The organism is Altererythrobacter sp. KTW20L (assembly GCF_023501975.1).
In the GTDB taxonomy this organism is placed as follows: Bacteria; Pseudomonadota; Alphaproteobacteria; order Sphingomonadales; family Sphingomonadaceae; genus Alteraurantiacibacter.
The window spans coordinates 111,604-128,359 of sequence record NZ_JAMFLH010000005.1 but is presented as its reverse complement, the minus strand read 5'-3'; the positions used below and the strand labels follow the sequence as shown (position 1 = coordinate 128,359).

Sequence of the window (16,756 nt, the reverse complement as noted above, 5' to 3'; positions counted from 1 at the left end):
ATCGTGTGAACTTCAACGGGACGGGACAATCAAACCTGACTGCACCGAGCGATTCGGCCGACCCGACCTTCGCAGCCTGCGCCAGCCCACGACCACTGCAGTGGCGGAACTGATCAGGCCGGCCAGCGACATCAGCCAGATCAACAGGTCACGGGCCGGCGGGGTTCCGATCAGCAGGTTCAGGTCCCACCGGTGGAACAGGTCGAACAGCCAGCGATAGGTGCGTCGGCGGGCATCGGCTTCGCTCAGCAGGTCGCCGCTGGCCGGGTCGATATGGACCCATGTTGCGGCCTCGTCGGCGAACTTCACCCTAAGAACCGGCAGGGGCACCGTGCCGCGAACCGCATACCAGTAAGCATCGGGCTTTGTCAGCGTCTCGACTGCGGCAATCGAGGGGCCTGGCACCAGGCCCGCGGCAGACTGACGGATGCGCTCGAATTCGGGATGATGTGGCAGGAAGGTATCGGCTTCCAGCAGGGTATCGGGCGACCCCGGTTGTTGCAGTCGCAGATAGGGATGACCGGCTGCACTGCGCAGGGCCACCCGGTGTGCGCCGTCGCCCATTTGCGCCAGCAGGCCAGTATCGGGCGAGGGGAGCGGGGCGTCGCCCGCGTAATTCTGCCGAGCCTCGGCGCCGATCCCCTCGCTGGCGAACAGCCGGAACGGATCGACCGACAGCCAGCCCGAGAAGATCCACAGGATGAGGAAGGCCGAGCCGACGAGGCCCGACACATGATGCCACTTCATCCACCCGCGGTAGGGTGTCATTCTTCCGCCCTTGAACCGTTGGCGACCGGGGCGGATACGCATCAGCCCGATCCACACGCCGGTGATCGCACCCAGGATGCATGGACCAGAGACCCACATCACCACCTGCCGCCACAGCGGCTGATCCTCACGCAAGGCGCGCGGATAGAGCCAGTGCGGGATCGAGCCGAGCCAGTTCCAGAACCGCTCGGTGCGAGCAGTGTCGAGCACCACTTCGCCGGTGGTGGACGATACATAGAGCACCCGACCACCTTCGCCTGCCAGTTCTGCCTTCCATAGTGGCCGGTAGCGATCGTAGCCGCTTCCGACGGTCCACTGGTCCGAGCGGATCGGGCGCATCTCCTCGACCGGAGCCTTGCCGAAAGTCGCAGCGATGGCCTCGGCTTCGGTCCTGCCAGCCGTCCCGGCAAATTCGCCGCTATCGGCCCATACGGAGTAGGATCCGCCATTCCACGGGGAGACCCGCCAGACCGGCCGGTCTCCCCGCATTTCCAGCGCTACCTCACGCAGACCGGGCTCGGCCTCGGGCTGGTGGTCAACCTGTTCCCAAGTGATCGGCGAAAGCCCCGCCAGCCGTTCCTCCGCATCGAGCGCAGGGTATGGGACGTAGAGCATGACCAGCCCCGAGACGAACCACAGCACGAACAGCAGGCAGGTCGCAATGCCGATCCACCGATGGGTCAGGTAGAGCCAGCGCTTGACCGTATGCCACATCACCCGCGCGTCGCCCGTCAGAAGCTCGCGCGCAGCGACACGTCGAACGATCGCGGCCGGCCCAGGATCCACTGTTCGTTGCCATAGGTGGCCGTGGCGTAGTCCTTGTCGAAAAGATTGTAGAGCCGCAGATCCAGCGCCAGGTTAGACGTGACCGCATAGCTCGCGCCAAGGTCCACCACCGTATAGGCAGGCACACGGAAGGCGTTGGCGTTATCGGTGAAGCGATGACCCACATAGCGCAGGTTGGCGCGGGTGGAGAGGCGCCTGCTGTCGCTCCAGCGCAGTTCCACATTGGCTGCTGTCTGGGGTACGCCGGGAGGGGTGTTGTCCTCGAATCCGGTGAAATCATCGAAATTCGCATCGAGCACGGTGCCATTTGCCGATAGGCCGAAACCTGCGGGAAGCGCCAGGTCGAGCGTCGCCTCGATCCCCTGCGACGACCGCTGGCCGACCTGTTCGATCGCCCCGCCGACTACGGTCTGGCTAAACAGGTTCTGCTTCACCAGCCGATAGGCGGCCAGGGTGAAGCTGCCATTGCCATTCATGAACAGGCCCTTCACACCCGCTTCGTACTGGTAACCGTCGGCATAGGTCAGCTGGTATTGCTGGGCCGAGGTGGCAAAGGTCGTGAGGCTGCCGAGCGGATCGACCGCCGTGGCATACTGGCCATAGAACGACAGGTTTTCCGACGGCTGGTACACCGCGCCGACGCGCCAGGTGGTACTGTTCAGGTTTTTGAACGCATCGTTGCCCCCGTTCAGCGCCGGGGCATCGCCGGTGATCACGCCATCGGTATAGACCCAGTTCCAGCGCCCGGTCTTGTTCTCCTCGTGCCGCAAGCCGCCGACAATCGAGAACTGCTCGCTCAGCGCCAGCCGGTCCTCGACATAGATCGCCCAGGTGGTGGTGCGGGTGTGATAGCGCGGCAGCAGGCCCACGGTATCGAGGAACAGGCCCGGATCGAAGCCGGTGATCGGCACCACATCCTCTTGATAAACAGAGGCGAACTGGTGCGAATAGTTCAGCGTGACGCGGCTTACGTCCATGCCGACGACAAGATCGTTGCGCATCGAGCCGCCAAGGTCGCTGCGCAGCGTGAGGTAGCCCTGGTTGCCGTACTGGTCTACATCGTGAATGATGCCGTAGTTGTCGGCCCGGTAGATCGTGCCATTGCCGTTGTCGGCATAGGTTTCCAGGTTGCGCCACTTGCGGTTGCTGGCCAGCCAGTAGGCGGTGTTGTTGATCGACACATTGTCACTCACCTCCCAGTTGGCAGTCAGCGCCAGGCGGTTGTCGCGGAAGCGCATCGTGGCGTCGCTCACGTTGTAGTTCTCGCGCCGGATGGAAGTATCCAGCTCGCCATCGATCAGCGGCGTGCCGAAATACTGCATCGGGTTCACACTGCCGAAATCGTTGCGCAGCGTCAGCGTAAAATTCGAGGTGGGGGCGAACCTGAGCGCGCCCGAGAGTGACAGGTTGTCGCTGTCGCCGCGATCGACATAGCCGTCCGACTGGCGGTAGCTGGCATCGGCCCGGAAGGCGAGCGCCTGGCTGATCGGCCCGCCGGCACCGGCGGCAATGTGGAAGCTGTCCTGCGATCCGAAGCCGATTTCCGCGTCACCATCATAGCGCTCGGCATTGGGGCTGCGCGGGATTACATTGACCACGCCGCCCAGTGCGCCCTGGCCGAACAGCACCGAGGCCGGGCCGCTCAGGACTTCGATCCGCTCGACGTTCCACGGGTCGGTAGGAAACGAGATCGAGCCGTTGTTGGGGAACAGGCGGACCCCGTCATAAAGCTGCATGACAGAGGACTGCCCGCTGAACCCGCGCATCGCGAACGACAGACCGGCATTGCCCGGATTGGCATCGTTGGTGATCCCCGGGGCGCGGGTGGCGGCATCGATGATCGACATGTCACCGCGGGCGCGGATGTCGTCACCGCTCACTACGTTCACCGTGGCAGGCGTTTCCAGGATGCTGAGACCAAGGCGGCTCCCGGTCGGGGCTTCGGATGTCAGCACCTGCTCCCGCTGTGCCGTCACCAGGATGCTGTCATCGGTATCGGTGGTTTCCTGGGCCACGATAGGTGTCGGCAGAGCCGCCGCCAGTGCCAACAGGGATATGCCGCATGCCCGGCACAAGGTGTTCCGCTTCACAGATCGTCGCCTTTCAGGTTCTCGTTCCCGGAGGCGTTCTCGATGGTCCCCCGGCTGAGCGGCAATCGATGCTGATGCCGAGCCTGCGGCGACAGGTTATTTACGGTAATCGTTCCTGGCGTAACGTTACACGGACCGTTTCAACGCGATTTTCCCTCGACCTTTGCTACGCCATATCCCCCCGGCGATCCCTGCCAGGCCCACCGGGCTTCTCATGTTCTTCTCTCCTGAAAGGGGCGCGGGGTGTTGATGTAGTGTGTCAGGCGCGCGCGACCGCTTGGTCCATGGCCCCGAAAATGCTCTGTCCGGCAGCGTCAAGCGCTTCCATCCGCACGCGGTCGCCGAACCGCATGAAGGCGGTGGCGGGGCGGCCATCGGCGATGATCTCGATCGCGCGGCGTTCGGAGATGCAGCTTGAACCCACTTGCGCATAGGCGGCATTGGCCACGGTCCCGGACCCGATGATCGTGCCGGGAGCAAGGTCGCGCGTGGCCGCCGCGTGGGCGATCAGGTCATGGAACCCGAAGGCCATTTCGCGCCCGTTGGCCGCGCCAAACCGCTGGCCGTTCCAGTCCACGAGCAGGTCGAGGCAGACGCGCCCGTCCTGCCAGTCATCGCCCAGCGCATCGGGCGTCACGGCAAGGGGCGCGGCCGAACAGGCGGGCTTGGCCTGGACCCAGCCGAAGCCGGTCTTCATTTCCGGCACGGCGAGCGAGCGCAGCGACCAGTCGTTGAGCAGCAGGACCAGCTTCACATGGCCCAGCGTCCGGTCAGCCGGGGTGCCCATCGGCACATGGTCGGTCACGACAGCGAACTCACCCTCGAAATCGATGCCGCCGTCTTCCGACACGAAGGGGACCGACTGGTGGGGGGCAAGGAACGTGTGCGACATGCCCTGGTACATCAGCGGCTTGTCGTGTTCGATCGGATCGTGCCCGAAAGCGACCTGCATCAGGTCGGCATGGGTCTGGAAGGCCGAGGCATCGAGCCATTGCCAGGTGCGCGGCAGGGGTGCGAGCAGGGTGGCGTGGTCGAGCGGCTCACCCTGTTCCGCCTGTTCCGCCTGTGCCGCCAGTGCCCGCAGCCGGGGTTCTGCGCTGTCCCACTGTTCCAGCGCCTCGCGCAGGCTGGGATAGTCCGCCCCGGCAGGCTGGCCGCGTAGGCCATCGGCCGAGACAACCATCAGCTCGCCATCGGGCGTGCCATTGGCGCGCGAGGCCATCTTCACAGGCCGTCCTCGAACTTCCCGTCGATCAGGATGAAGGCGATGCGGCAATTGCGGTCGGAGCGGTTGGCCCAGCCGTGATTGGTGCCGCGCTGGATCACGATATCGCCCGCGCGCACGGTGGTTTCGCCTTCATCCATGATCAGCACCAGTTCGCCTTCCAGCACGATCCCGTAATCGACCGTTTCTGTGCGGTGCATGTGGGCATGGCGGCTGCCCGATCCGGTGTGGGACGAGGCCGATCCGGCATTCACTTCGGCGAAATGGGCCTGGGCCTGTTCGGGCGTGACGCTGTCCAGCCGGTCGCCATCGGGCGGGATATCCAGCACGCGGATGCGCGTGCCGCCCTTCGGCGCGGCCAGGGTGATGCCGCTCTCCTCCGGCTCGCCCGAGCCGCGGTCGATCCGCGCGGGAGTTTCCTGCGTGTTCCACACCTCGAAGAACAGCGGCCCATGCTCGCCGCCTACACGGCGGACGCGCGGCACGGGGCCATCTTCCTGGATGATCGCGCGGCCGGCATTGTCATGCCCGGTAACCACGCGCCGCACCGGCTGCTCGCTCATGCTTTGGCACCTTTATCGAAGGGGGGACGGAAATCGAGTCCGCGCTGTTGGAGTTCCTCGGTTGCCGCCTGTTCGCGGGCGAGCGCCGCCTGGGCGCTGGGGCGGTCCATGGCGCGATCATGGTGCGCGGCAATCGCCGGGAAGGCATCGGCATCGAAGCCGCTGCCGGTAATGCGGAACCAGATCCACGCCAGATAGGCATCGAGCACCGACCAGCGATCGCCCCCCTGCCACTCCTGGCGCGAAAGCCGCGCATCCAGCGGTGCCAGTTGCATCAGCAGCGTCTCGCGCGCCTTCTCGCGGATGGCCCCGGCGTGCTGCGGGTCGGCCGAAATCATCGGCGCCATGACGAAGCGGGTGACCAGCGGGTGGAGATCGGACGAACAGCGGAAAATCTCGGCGCGAATGGCGGCCCGTTCGAAGGCCGTGGCCGCATCCGGCAGCAGGCTTGCCTGCGGGTAAGTCTCGGCCAGCCAGGTGAGCATGGCGCCGGTCTGCACCAGCACGCCTTCGGGCGTTTCCAGCGCGGGCACCTTGCCTGCCGGGTTGATCGCCAGATAGGCAGGCTTGCGGTGCTCCCCCGCCATGAAGGCGACCAGGCCGGTCTCGAAGGGCTCGCCGATCTCCTCCAGCGCGGTCAGGGTGACGCGGGCGCAGGTGTTGGGCGCAAACCACAGCTTCAGCATTGCGTGCGCCCGCCCAGCGTGTCGGCGAACCAGTCAGCGATATAGTCGCGCCCGAAGGCCAGGTTGTCGGCCCCCACGTGTTCTACCCCGCCTTCGCGCGGGGTGAATATCTTCAGCTCGCGGCGCGGCGAATTGACCAGCTGGTCATAGGCCTGGTGGGCATAGTCGAGCGAGATCTGCCGGTCGCTTTCCCCATGGGTGACGAGGAACGGCACCCTGATCCGGTCCATGTGACCGTTGAGATTCATGGCGGCGGACTTTTCGAGGAAATCCTCCATGTCGCTCGCACCGAAGGTCCAGAACACGTGGGCCCAGTAATGCGGTACGGGGTTTTCGCCCTCTCGGCGGCGGCGCTTGTCCTGCACTTCGCGCCAGTTGTGGTTGGCTCCCCAGACAGCCCCGCTGGCAAAGCGCGGTTCATAGGCCACGGCGCGCGGGGCAAAGTGGCCGCCCAGCGATATGCCGGCCATGCCGATATGCGCCGGGCCCACTTCTTCGCGGCCTTCCAGCCAGTCCACCGCGCACGAGGCCCAGTTTTCCGAGTGCGGATCGACCGGCAGGCCTTGCAGCCGCAGGGCCTCGCCGGTGCCGGGCTGGTCCACGCAGAGGGTCGAGATGCCGCGCCGCGCCAGGGCTTCGGGCAGGCGTGACCAGAACAACAGCTCCTTGGTGCTGTCGAGCCCGTTGCAATAGACCACGACCGGGCGCGGACCCTGGCCCGCACCGGGGGTGAACAGGGCCGGCATCGTGCCTGTGGCGAGCGGAATTTCCACCCGTTCGCGCGGTAGCGAACCCAGCTTGGTCGAACGGTCGAACGCCTCGCGCGCCTTGCGATAGGTTTCCTCTCGTCCGGCAGAGCCCTGCTGCTGCATCCGTTCGGCCACCAGCAGGTAGAGCGAGGCCCGCTCCAGCTTGGCGGAAGCGGAAAAGCCGCGTCCGCGCGCTTCGTCCTCGGCGGCGAGGTCCAGCAGCGTGTCAGCCTTGGCTACCCATTGCTGCATGAATTCGCCGGTCCCGGCATCGCCGCGCTCGGCCGCCTCGCGGATCGGCGCGCACATGTCGATGATCTCGCCGATCTTGCCGCCGCTTTCCAGCGCCATGGCGACCGACAGGTTCCAGATGTAGTTGGGGAAGTATTCGAACAGGGCCACCGGCTCAGACCCCGGCCGGCTGGAACAGGCGCGGATCGGGCGCGGCGTGCGGCATGGTCTGCGGTCCGCCGACGCCGATGCCCCACTGGTCCATCACCCGTGGCTCTGGCTTGTGGACCTTCGCTTCGTGGGTGTCGAAATCGACCTCTTCCAGCTCGGCGGTATATTCCACCGCGAAGCCGCCGGGGGTGACGAAATAGCTGAAGGTGTTGTCGCCCGCCGTGTGCCGTCCCGGACCCCAGCGGATATCGATATCGCGCTGCTTCAGGCGCGAGACGCCGCGCAGCATGCCGTCCACATTGGTCATGTCATAGGCCACGTGGTTGAGGCACGGCGGCCCCGGCAGGATCGCGATCCGGTGATGGGCCGAATTGCAGCGCAGGAAGCACATGAAATCGCCCAGCCAGTCGCTGACCCGGAAGCCAAGCACATCGCAGAAGAAGCGCACGGCGGCCTGGTGGTCGGGCGAATGGAGCACGATGTGGCTGATGCGCACAGGGATACCTTCCCACCGGTCAATGTCGCGCGACGGGCCGCTTGCCACGTCGCATGAAATCTCGAAGGGCAGGCCATCGGGCGAGAAGAAGCGGAAGCCGTAGCCGCCGCCCGGCCCGTCGATATCGCGCGGGGGATGGATCACCTTGCAGCCGGCCTCTGCCACCTTGGCGTGCAGCGCTTCCACGCTGGCCCGGTCATCGGCGGCGAGCGCGATCACCTCGACATGGTTGGCATCTGACTTGTGCAGCCGCACCACGTGGTGCTCGTCATCGCCCTCGGTGCGGAACCAGGCCAGGTCGTCCGCGCTGGCGACTTCGACCAGCCCCCAGTCCTGGGCATAGAAGGCAGCCTCGGCGTCGAAATTCTCGACCCCGTAGCCGATATAGCGGATATCCGTAACGCGGCTCATGGCCGATACTCCTGAGATGGATTGGGTCAGATGGATTGGGCAACGACCTGGAACATGTCCGCCGTGGCCTTGGCATTATCGACCGGCGGCCCCTTGCCGAGTTGCCCCATGCAAATCTCCAGCGACCGGTCCACGATATAGGCGCAGCGTTCGAACCGGCGAGCGCGATAGGCGGCAAAGGCTTCGTCCGGGGTGGCCGCACGGGCCAGTTCCTCGGCAAGCACGATCGAATCCTCGATCGCCATGCCCGCCCCCTGGCCAAGGTGCGGGGTAGTGGCATGGACCGCATCGCCCAGCATGACCACGCGGCCCTTGTGCCAGTCGCCGCGCAGCATCATACCTTCCAGCGGGCGATAGACGACCGCTTCATCATCGGTCACGTGGCGGGCGAGCGCGCCGACTTCACCGGCCAAGCCCGCCATCTTCTCGACCATCCGGGCGGCGAGGCCTTCTGTCGGATACCGCGGGTTGTCGGGCTCCGGCGTGGTCAGATAGATGTACATCAGGTCTTTGCTGATCGGCACGAGGCCCGCGCCGGTGGGTCCGTTATAGACATGCAGCGAATCCAGCCCTTCGCTGCGCGGCATGTTATAGCGCCACACCGCCTGGCCGGTGAATTGCGGGCCGTCCAGATCGGGGAACAGCATCCCGCGCGTCTGCGAATGGACCCCGTCGGCCCCGATGACGATATCATAACGGCTGGATGTGCCATCAGAGAAAGCCACGGTGACGCCCTGGCCGTCATCGTCGAAACTGTTGGCCGTAACTCCCAGCCTGACCTCGGCCCCGCTGGCGAGCGTGTGGTCCGCCAGCAGCTTTTGCAGCGCGCGGCGGCCGATGCCGACATTGGCCGGGCAGCCATCGACCAGCTTGGGCGAGGGTATCTTGGCGACCATGGCTCCGTTGGGCGCATGGACCGCCACGAAATCGAAACCGACCGATGCGGCAAGGTAATCGTCCAGCAGTCCAAGCTGGTTCATGGCCCGCAGGACATTGCCCTGCTGGATGATCCCCACGCCATAGACCGACCACTGCGGATCGCGCTCGATTACGGTGACCTTGTGGCCATCCTTGCCAAGAGCGATCGCGCTGGTCAGGCCGCCGATCCCGCCGCCGATCACGAGTATGTTCATCTGTTGCATGGGGGCAGGATGGCGCAAATTATCGGATAACTAAAATCGATTGTTATGATGATTATCCATAAGTATGGCGGATAACTTATGCGGTTCAAGGGTCTCGATCTCAACCTGCTGTTTGCGCTCGACATCCTGGTCGAGGAAGGCAGCGTGACGCGCGCGGCGGAGCGGCTGAACGTGTCGCAGCCCGCGATGAGCGCTTCGCTTGCGCGGCTGCGCCAGTTCTTCGGCAATCCCCTGCTGGTCTCGCAGGGCAGGCGGATGATCCCCACCGCAGAAGCCATCTCCCTGCAGCGAGAGCTGAAGCCCCTGCTCGGCCGGCTCGACGAGCTGATTGCCGCTTCGACCGCCTTCGATCCGGCCCGCTCGGACCGGACATTCCGGATCTGCGCGTCGGACTATCTCGTGGCGGTCCTGTTCAACCGGCTGGTGATCCGGTTGCAGCATGTGGCCCCGTCGGTGCGGCTGGATATCGTGGCTCCGTCGCAACAGGCGCAAAGCGAGCTTGACCGTGGGGAGATCGACCTCCTCCTCACGCCGCAGGAACATTGTGTCGAAGGCCATCCGACCGAACTGCTGTTTGCCGAACGGCACGTGGTGGTGGGCTGGTCGGGAAACCGGCTGGTGCAGAAGCCCCTGACGCTGGACGCCTTCGCCCGGGCGGAGCACGTGGCAGTGCGCGTGGGGCAGGCCAACCGGGCGTCATTTGCCGAGAGCCAGCTCGCCAGCCTGGCCCCGGGGCGCAGGATCCAGATCACCGCATCGTCTTTCACCAGCGTGCCGGACCTTGTGGTAGGCACACAGCGGCTGGCCGTGATGCATCGCCTGCTGGCCCGGGTGATGGCGAGCCGGCTGGACATCGCCTGGCAGGAAATGCCGTTCCCGTTTCCGGACATGCAGCAGATGGTCCAGATCAACCGTGCCCGGCGCGACGATCCCGGCTTGCGCTGGCTGGTATCGCAACTGCACGCGGCAACCTGGGCCTTGCTGGCCGAGCACGTCGAGTCACTCGCGTAAGCTCCTGCTGGCCGTCGATCCCGGTCCTTGCCGCACCGGTGCCGGCTGCTAGGGATGAAGAAGGGTGATAAGGAACGGGGCAGATGGATATCGGGATTGCCGGGTGCGGCATCGGCGGGCTCGCGGCGGCATTGCTGCTGCATCGCCAGGGCCACCATGTCACGCTTTATGACCGCTTCCCCGCACCGCGCCCGGTAGGGTCGGGCCTGATGCTTCAGCCGACGGGCATGGCAGTGCTCGACCGCATGGGCCTCGCGGCAGAGGCGCTGGCCTGCGGGGCGCCGATCCAGCGGCTCCACGGGCTGAACCGTGAAGGGGTGGCGGTGCTGGAGGCCGACTATGCGGACCTCGGCATGGCGGGGGTGTTCGGCATCGGCATCCACCGCGCCAGCCTGTTCGATGTGCTGCACCGCGCCGTGATGGCCGCAGGGATCGCCATCCTGACCGATCACCAGGTCCGCGTTAGCACGGCGGGTGCAGATAGCCGCCGGCTCCACTTCACCGACCGCGACGCGGCCGCCGCGCACGAACTGGTGGTCGATTGCATGGGCGTAGGCTCGCCGCTGGCCCCGGCGGGCGACAGTTACCTGCCGTTCGGCGCGCTGTGGTGCACGATGGAATGGCCGGAGGACGGACCGTTCGATGCCAGTCTGCTCGAACAGCGCTATGAAAATGCGGGCAAGATGGCGGGGGTGCTGCCCACCGGGCGGCGCGGGGCGGGCGGGGTGCGCGAGTTTTCGTTCTTCTGGTCGCTGCAGCAGGCGGACCATGCGGCCTGGCAGGCGAACAGCCTGGCGCAGTTCAAAGCCGAGGTGACGGACCTGTGGCCGCAGTGCGATGCGGTGCTGGACCAGCTCCAGTCCCCCGAACAGATGGTCTTTGCCTGCTATGCCCACCGCAGCTTTGCCCCGCCGGTAGAGGATCGGCTGGTCCATATCGGCGATGCCTGGCACTCGGCCAGCCCGCAACTGGGGCAGGGGGCCAACACGGCGCTGCTCGATGCCTTTGCCCTGTCCATGGCGCTGGAGAGCGAGGGGGAGTTGCAGCACCGGCTGGAGCTGGCGATTGCCCTCAGGCGCAACCATGTGCGGCTGTACCAGTGGCTCACCGCCGCCTTCACGCCGTTGTACCAATCCGCCAGTGCGTGGCCTGCCATGGTTCGTGACCTGCTGCTGGCCCCGGCTTCGCGCATTGCCCCCGGGCCAGCGATCAAGGCGCGGCTGGTGGCGGGGCTGGCGGGGTCGCCGCTGGAAGCGCTCGGCCTTGCCCTGCCGGACTACGCGGCGCTGCGGGCGCCTTAGCCCAGCGCCACGGTAGCCCTGGCCGTAAACCCGCGTTCGACGTCGCCGTCCATCGCCAGCACCATATGGGCACGGTCGGCCCCGCGGAAGGCCCAGTCGCGGGTCGCGGGCCAGCGGGCGTGGTTGGCGGCGCTGTCGCCATAGGTCGCCGCATCGGCATAGACTGCGTCGCATGGTTCCGGCGGCAGGCCGAGTTGCGAGACCAGCAAGGGTGCCTCGCCTGCCACGGCCGCCGCCGCATCGCGGAACACTTCGAGATGGAGGTGCGGCGCTCGCCCGCCATAGCAGCCGGGCACTATCGAGGTGAACCGCACCACGCCATCAGCGCCCGCCTGCTGCAATCCGCGCAGGTAGTTCACTTGCGGGGCGGTATAGAGCGAATAGTCGCCGCGCGCATCGCACTGCCACAGATAAACCGCGTGCCCGGCCAGGGCTGCGCAGTCCTGCGGGTTGGCGGCCAGCGCGAGTTCGATGGCCAGGGGCACACCGGCGGCTTCTCCTGCCATTCCGGCGAAGCTCGCCCGGATATCCCCGCGCTCGGCTCCGTCCAGCGCCAGCACGTTGATCGTGCGGTCATGTCCGCCCACCCCATCGGCGGGAAAGGGGCCGCGAATCTCGGTCGGGGTGACAGGGCACTCCTGCGCCGCCACGGCCTGCGCGCCCGCGCGGCTGCCGCATCCGGCCAGCACCAGCCCACCGATGCCGCCAGCGAGGCCCGCCAGCACCCTGCGCCGGTCAAGATCGGCGGCGAATTGCGAGGCGAAGCGGTCAGGCACCGCCCGGCAGCCCTTCGGCGATCAGCACGCGGGCATCTTCGCTGGTCCAGTGATAGGCACCGATCATGCGCCATACTTCCTTGCCTTCGGCATCATACAGCACGGTCAGCGGCAGGGATGCCCCGCCGCCGAACTTGAAGGCCAGGTCGTTGGTGGAATCCATCCAGCGCGGCAAGTTGGCGAGGCCATGGCGCTCGAAGAAGGGCACCACCGCCTCGGCCCCGTTGATGTCCTCGCTCACCGTCAGCACCCGCACTTGGCCGTCCATCTCTGCCGCCAGTTCATCCAGCATGGGCATTTCGGCCACGCAGGGCGCGCACCAGGTGGCCCAGAGGTTGAGCAGGATCGGCGTGCCGGCCGCTTCGGCCAGGGCCAGGGTGGTGCCATCTGGATCGATCAGGGTGACTTCGGGCAGCATGTCGCCGGCGAACGTGCGGTCGATCGTGCCGGTGAAGTCCTCGGCCCCGGTTTCCGAAGAGACTTGATCGCCGCCTTGCGCCTCATCACCTGCGCCGTTATCGCAACCCGCCAGAGCGCCGGCCACCAGGACGGCGAGCATAGCGGAGCGGTATGTCGTCTTGAGCAAGGTCAGTTCCTCCAACGCGATGTGGGGCGGGCGGTTCGCCGAAGGGCCTTCCGCCATCATGCGCGAGATTAACGCATCCATCCCGTTCGACAAGGCTCTGTGGCGACAGGACATCGCAGCGAGCCGCGCCCATGTCGCCATGCTGGGCGCCTGCGATATCGTCAGCGGGGAGGATGCCGAGGCGATCCTGGCCGGGCTGGACCAGGTCGCCGCCGAGTACGAGGCGAACGGCGTGCCCGAAGACTGGGCGCTCGAAGACATCCACATGACCACCGAGAGCCGCCTCGCCGAATTGATCGGCCCGGCGGCAGGCCGCCTCCACACCGCGCGCAGCCGCAATGACCAGGTGGCGACTGATTTCCGCCTGTGGGTGCGCGATGCGATCGACCAGGTGATGGACGGGCTGCAGGGCCTGCAACGCGCGCTGGTGACGCAGGCTGGCGAGCACAATGGCAGCATCATGCCCGGCTTCACCCACCTGCAGATCGCCCAGCCGGTAACCCTGGGCCACCACCTGATGGCCTATTACGAGATGGTCAGCCGCGACGTGTCGCGCTTTGCCGATGCCCGCGAGCGGCTGAACCAGTGTCCGCTCGGCAGTGCGGCGCTGGCGGGCACGGGCTTTCCCATCGACCGCGAGATGACGGCCCAGGCGCTCGACTTCGACCGCCCTACGGCCAACAGCCTCGATGCCGTATCGGACCGCGATTTTGCGCTCGATTATCTCAATGCCGCTGCCCAGTGCAGCCTGCACCTGTCGCGGCTGGCGGAAGAATTCGTGATCTGGGCGAGCCAGCCGTTCGGCTTTGTCCGCATGGCCGACAGCCTAAGCACCGGCTCCTCGATCATGCCGCAGAAGAAGAACCCCGATGCCGCCGAACTTGTGCGCGGGCACGCGGGGCGGATCACCGGTTGCCTGGTGTCGCTGATGGTCACGATGAAAGGCTTGCCGCTGGCCTATTCCAAGGACATGCAGGATGACAAGCCGCCGGTGTTCGAAGCGGCCAACCTCCTGTGCCTGTCCATCGCGGCGATGACCGGCATGGTGGCCGACAGCACGTTCAATACCTCACGGATGCGGCAGGCGGCGGAAATGGGCTATGCCACGGCGACCGACCTTGCCGACTGGCTGGTGCGGCAGGCCGACATTCCCTTCCGCGAGGCGCACCACATCACCGGCGCGGCGGTGAAGCTGGCGGAAGGCCGCGGCGTGGCGCTCGACCAGTTGCCGCTGGCTGACCTCCAGGCAATCGACAGCCGGATCGATGACCGCGTGTTCGCCGCGCTTTCGGTCGAGGCTTCGGTTGCAGCCCGCAACAGCTATGGCGGGACTGCGCCGGAACAGGTACGCAAGCAGGTGGCAGGGGCCCGCAAGACCTTGGGAATGGAACCATGATGCGCCGCGTCGCTATCCTTTGCCTGGCAACTCTGGCGCTCTCTGCCTGTGGCAATATGCGCGAACTTGAACCGCCCGAAGGCAAGAGCCTGCCGCCCACGCCCTATGGCGCGACCGAGCCGCCGACCAGTCACGACCTGCTCCGCACCTCACCGCAGGCCGTGCCCGAACGCAGCGTCGAACTGCGCAGCGAATCCGAAGAACGCGAGGACGATCCGTTCGATCTCCCGCCCGAAGGCTGAACTAGACATATCATGGATCATTTTGAACTCAGGAACGGCGAACTCCACGCCGAGGACGTGCCGATGGCGCGGATCGCGGATGAATTCGGCACGCCGGTCTATATCTATTCGCGCGCCACGCTCGAACGCCATGCGCGGGTGTTCCGCGAGGCCTTGAGCGGGCTGGAAAAGCCGCCGCATCTCGCCTTTGCGGTCAAGAGCAACCCCAACCTCGCCGTACTGCGGGTGATGCAGCGCGAAGGCTTCGGGGCCGATGTCGTCTCGGGCGGCGAACTGGCGCGGGCGCTGGCGGCGGGCATGCCGGCCAGCGACATCGTGTTTTCCGGAGTGGGCAAGACCGGCGCCGAGCTGGCGATGGGCCTCGACAAGCAAATCGGCCAGTTCAACCTCGAAAGCGAGGAAGAGGGGATCGAGCTGTCGGAAATCGCCGCAGGCAAGGGGCAGACTGCGGCCTGCGCCCTGCGGGTCAATCCCGACATCGACGCGGGCACGCACGAGAAAATCTCCACCGGCAAGGCCGACAACAAGTTCGGTGTGCCGATTGACCTGGCCGTATCGATGTACCTGCGGCTGGCCGAAATGCCCGGCCTGGAGATGCGCGGGCTGGCGGTGCATATCGGCAGCCAACTGTCCGACCTGCGCCCGCTGGAACAGGCGTTTGAGAAGATCGGCGCACTGATGCAGCAGATCCGCAACCAGGGCGGTACGGTGACCCATGTCGATCTCGGCGGCGGTCTGGGCGTTCCCTATCGCGCGGGCGAAGTCATGCCGAGCCCGGCGGAATATGGCGCGATGGTCGCGCGTGTCACCAAGGGCTGGGACGTGACCCTGATGTTCGAGCCGGGCCGCGTGATTGCGGGCAATGCCGGCGTGCTCCTGACCCGCGTGGTGCGGGTAAAGCGCAACGGCAACCGTGTGCCTTTCGTCATCGTCGATGCGGCGATGAACGACCTGGCGCGTCCGGCGCTCTATGGTTCTTGGCACGATTTCGATGCCGTTGCCCCCACGGGTGACCGCATGGTGGCCAATATCGTCGGCCCGATCTGCGAGACCGGCGATACCTTCGCCACGGACCGCCCGACCGATGCGCTCGAGCGCGGCGACCTCGCCATCTTCCGCACCGCCGGGGCCTATGGCGCGACCATGGCCAGCTCCTACAACTCGCGCGGGTTCGTGGCCGAGGTGATGGTGGACGGCGACAAGGTGGCCAGCGTGGCCGACCGCATCCTGCCCGCCGAAATTACCGCGGCCGAACGCGTGCCGGAGTGGCTCGATTGAAATCGCTCCCCCTGTTCCATCGCCTCGCCGGACAGCCGGTGGTGGTGCTGGGCGAGGGGGGCATGGCCGAGCCCAAACGGCGGCTGGTCGAACGCGCGGGCGGCGAGATGATTGCCGAGCTGCAGGACGGTATCGACCGCGGCGCGAGGCTCGCCTTCATTGCCCATGACAATGCCGCCATGTGCGAGGCCGATGCAATCCGCGCCCGCTGTGCCGGACTGCTGGTCAACGTGGTGGACCGGCCCGAACTGTGCGACTTTACCACGCCGAGCATTCTCGAACGCGATCCGGTGATCGTGGCAATCGGCACCTCGGGCGCATCGGCAGGTCTTGCCAAGCAATTGCGGTTGCGGCTCGAACAGCTGCTGCCGGCGGACCTGGGCGATCTGGCGGCCAGGCTCAACGCCGCGCGTGATGCGATCAAGGCCCGCTGGCCACGCATGGCCGATCGGCGGCAGGCGCTCGATGCGGCGCTGACCACTGGCGGGCCGCTCGATCCCTTGAGCGAAGGCGCAGCTGGGCGGATCGGTGACTGGCTGGAGCAGGTCGGGGCGAAACCGTTGACCGGGCGGGTCGAGATCGTGCTCGCCAGCCTCGATCCCGAAGACCTGACCCTGCGCCAGGCGCGGCTGCTTGGCAGCGCCGATGCCGTGCTGCACGATCCCGCCATTCCCGCCGCCATCCTCGACCGCGCGCGCGCGGATGCGGCCCGGTTCGAAAATCCCTATGCGGGCCGAGAACCCGATGGCCTGGTTGTCGTTGTGCGGCAAGGGACAGGCTCAGCCAACATTACAGTCTCTTAATTTCACTCCTCAAGGCGACGCCGCCAAGGTCGGTTCGGTCGGGCG

The 16,756-nt window shown here is 66.3% G+C and carries 16 protein-coding genes; 6 read left to right on the top strand and 10 right to left on the bottom strand.

What is annotated here, in order from left to right:
- Positions 1-12: 12 nt before the first annotated feature.
- From M3P36_RS06490 to M3P36_RS06455, 8 genes are all read right to left on the bottom strand, one after another.
- Positions 13-1,482 (bottom strand): PepSY domain-containing protein, encoded by a 1,470-nt coding sequence (locus M3P36_RS06490; protein ID WP_249702440.1) that lies wholly within the window; start codon positions 1,480-1,482, stop codon positions 13-15.
- 17 nt (positions 1,483-1,499) lie between these two features.
- Positions 1,500-3,569, bottom strand: coding sequence for a TonB-dependent receptor (locus tag M3P36_RS06485; protein WP_249702439.1), 2,070 nt, complete (start codon positions 3,567-3,569; stop codon positions 1,500-1,502).
- A 334-nt stretch (positions 3,570-3,903) separates the two neighbouring features.
- Positions 3,904-4,872, bottom strand: a complete 969-nt coding sequence (locus tag M3P36_RS06480; protein WP_249702438.1) for a fumarylacetoacetate hydrolase family protein — start codon at positions 4,870-4,872, stop codon at positions 3,904-3,906.
- A complete protein-coding gene (locus M3P36_RS06475; protein ID WP_249702437.1) occupies positions 4,869-5,432 on the bottom strand; it encodes a cupin domain-containing protein in 564 nt (187 codons plus the stop codon). The genes M3P36_RS06480 and M3P36_RS06475 overlap by 4 nt, the downstream gene beginning before the upstream one ends.
- On the bottom strand, positions 5,429-6,118 hold the full coding sequence (locus M3P36_RS06470; RefSeq protein WP_249702436.1) for a glutathione S-transferase family protein: 690 nt from the start codon (positions 6,116-6,118) through the stop codon (positions 5,429-5,431). Before M3P36_RS06470 ends, M3P36_RS06475 begins: the two co-directional genes overlap by 4 nt.
- Positions 6,112-7,269: an alpha/beta hydrolase family protein gene (locus M3P36_RS06465; RefSeq protein WP_249702435.1), complete on the bottom strand. Its 1,158-nt coding sequence runs from the start codon at positions 7,267-7,269 to the stop codon at positions 6,112-6,114. The genes M3P36_RS06470 and M3P36_RS06465 overlap by 7 nt, the downstream gene beginning before the upstream one ends.
- A 4-nt stretch (positions 7,270-7,273) precedes the next feature.
- Positions 7,274-8,176: a VOC family protein gene (locus tag M3P36_RS06460; protein WP_249702434.1), complete on the bottom strand. Its 903-nt coding sequence runs from the start codon at positions 8,174-8,176 to the stop codon at positions 7,274-7,276.
- A 26-nt stretch (positions 8,177-8,202) separates the two neighbouring features.
- Positions 8,203-9,318, bottom strand: coding sequence for an FAD-dependent oxidoreductase (locus M3P36_RS06455; RefSeq protein WP_249702433.1), 1,116 nt, complete (start codon positions 9,316-9,318; stop codon positions 8,203-8,205).
- A 78-nt stretch (positions 9,319-9,396) separates the two neighbouring features.
- On the opposite strand from M3P36_RS06455, the gene M3P36_RS06450 reads away from it, so the two are divergent.
- Positions 9,397-10,329: a LysR family transcriptional regulator gene (locus M3P36_RS06450; protein WP_249702432.1), complete on the top strand. Its 933-nt coding sequence runs from the start codon at positions 9,397-9,399 to the stop codon at positions 10,327-10,329.
- 83 nt (positions 10,330-10,412) lie between these two features.
- On the top strand, positions 10,413-11,630 hold the full coding sequence (locus M3P36_RS06445; RefSeq protein ID WP_249702431.1) for an FAD-dependent oxidoreductase: 1,218 nt from the start codon (positions 10,413-10,415) through the stop codon (positions 11,628-11,630).
- Here the strand turns inward: M3P36_RS06445 and M3P36_RS06440 are convergent.
- Positions 11,627-12,406 carry a peptidase associated/transthyretin-like domain-containing protein gene (locus M3P36_RS06440; RefSeq protein WP_249702430.1) on the bottom strand — a complete coding sequence of 260 codons (780 nt, stop codon included), beginning with the start codon at positions 12,404-12,406 and terminating at the stop codon, positions 11,627-11,629. The two genes, M3P36_RS06445 and M3P36_RS06440, sit on opposite strands and share 4 nt — an antisense overlap.
- Positions 12,399-13,052 (bottom strand): TlpA family protein disulfide reductase, encoded by a 654-nt coding sequence (locus M3P36_RS06435; protein ID WP_249702429.1) that lies wholly within the window; start codon positions 13,050-13,052, stop codon positions 12,399-12,401. Before M3P36_RS06435 ends, M3P36_RS06440 begins: the two co-directional genes overlap by 8 nt.
- On the opposite strand from M3P36_RS06435, the gene argH reads away from it, so the two are divergent.
- The 4 genes from argH to M3P36_RS06415 are packed head-to-tail and all read left to right on the top strand — an operon-like array spanning position 13,012 to position 16,711.
- Entirely contained in the window at positions 13,012-14,388 is a 1,377-nt protein-coding gene (argH, locus tag M3P36_RS06430) for an argininosuccinate lyase (protein ID WP_249702428.1), read from the top strand. The two genes, M3P36_RS06435 and argH, sit on opposite strands and share 41 nt — an antisense overlap.
- Positions 14,389-14,444: 56 nt before the next feature.
- The gene (locus M3P36_RS06425; RefSeq protein WP_349630547.1) at positions 14,445-14,630 is read left to right on the top strand and encodes a hypothetical protein; all 186 of its coding nucleotides are present in this window, start codon (positions 14,445-14,447) and stop codon (positions 14,628-14,630) included.
- Positions 14,631-14,642: 12 nt separating this feature from the next.
- Positions 14,643-15,908 carry a diaminopimelate decarboxylase gene (lysA, locus tag M3P36_RS06420; protein WP_249702426.1) on the top strand — a complete coding sequence of 422 codons (1,266 nt, stop codon included), beginning with the start codon at positions 14,643-14,645 and terminating at the stop codon, positions 15,906-15,908.
- A complete protein-coding gene (locus M3P36_RS06415) occupies positions 15,905-16,711 on the top strand; it encodes a precorrin-2 dehydrogenase/sirohydrochlorin ferrochelatase family protein (RefSeq protein WP_283773361.1) in 807 nt (268 codons plus the stop codon). Before lysA ends, M3P36_RS06415 begins: the two co-directional genes overlap by 4 nt.
- The last annotated feature ends 45 nt before the right edge of the window (positions 16,712-16,756 follow it).

What these genes read in the sequence shown, in the direction of transcription:
- M3P36_RS06490 (WP_249702440.1), bottom strand. Translation starts at nt 1,482, where the DNA reads ATGTGGCATACGGTCAAGCGCTGGCTCTACCTGACCCATCGGTGGATC.
- M3P36_RS06475 (WP_249702437.1), bottom strand. Translation starts at nt 5,432, where the DNA reads ATGAGCGAGCAGCCGGTGCGGCGCGTGGTTACCGGGCATGACAATGCC.
- M3P36_RS06470 (WP_249702436.1), bottom strand. Translation starts at nt 6,118, where the DNA reads ATGCTGAAGCTGTGGTTTGCGCCCAACACCTGCGCCCGCGTCACCCTG.
- M3P36_RS06460 (WP_249702434.1), bottom strand. Translation starts at nt 8,176, where the DNA reads ATGAGCCGCGTTACGGATATCCGCTATATCGGCTACGGGGTCGAGAAT.
- M3P36_RS06455 (WP_249702433.1), bottom strand. Translation starts at nt 9,318, where the DNA reads ATGCAACAGATGAACATACTCGTGATCGGCGGCGGGATCGGCGGCCTG.
- M3P36_RS06450 (WP_249702432.1), top strand. Translation starts at nt 9,397, where the DNA reads ATGCGGTTCAAGGGTCTCGATCTCAACCTGCTGTTTGCGCTCGACATC.
- M3P36_RS06445 (WP_249702431.1), top strand. Translation starts at nt 10,413, where the DNA reads ATGGATATCGGGATTGCCGGGTGCGGCATCGGCGGGCTCGCGGCGGCA.
- argH (WP_249702428.1), top strand. Translation starts at nt 13,012, where the DNA reads ATGTGGGGCGGGCGGTTCGCCGAAGGGCCTTCCGCCATCATGCGCGAG.
- M3P36_RS06435 (WP_249702429.1), bottom strand. Translation starts at nt 13,052, where the DNA reads ATGATGGCGGAAGGCCCTTCGGCGAACCGCCCGCCCCACATCGCGTTG.
- M3P36_RS06425 (WP_349630547.1), top strand. Translation starts at nt 14,445, where the DNA reads ATGCGCGAACTTGAACCGCCCGAAGGCAAGAGCCTGCCGCCCACGCCC.
- lysA (WP_249702426.1), top strand. Translation starts at nt 14,643, where the DNA reads ATGGATCATTTTGAACTCAGGAACGGCGAACTCCACGCCGAGGACGTG.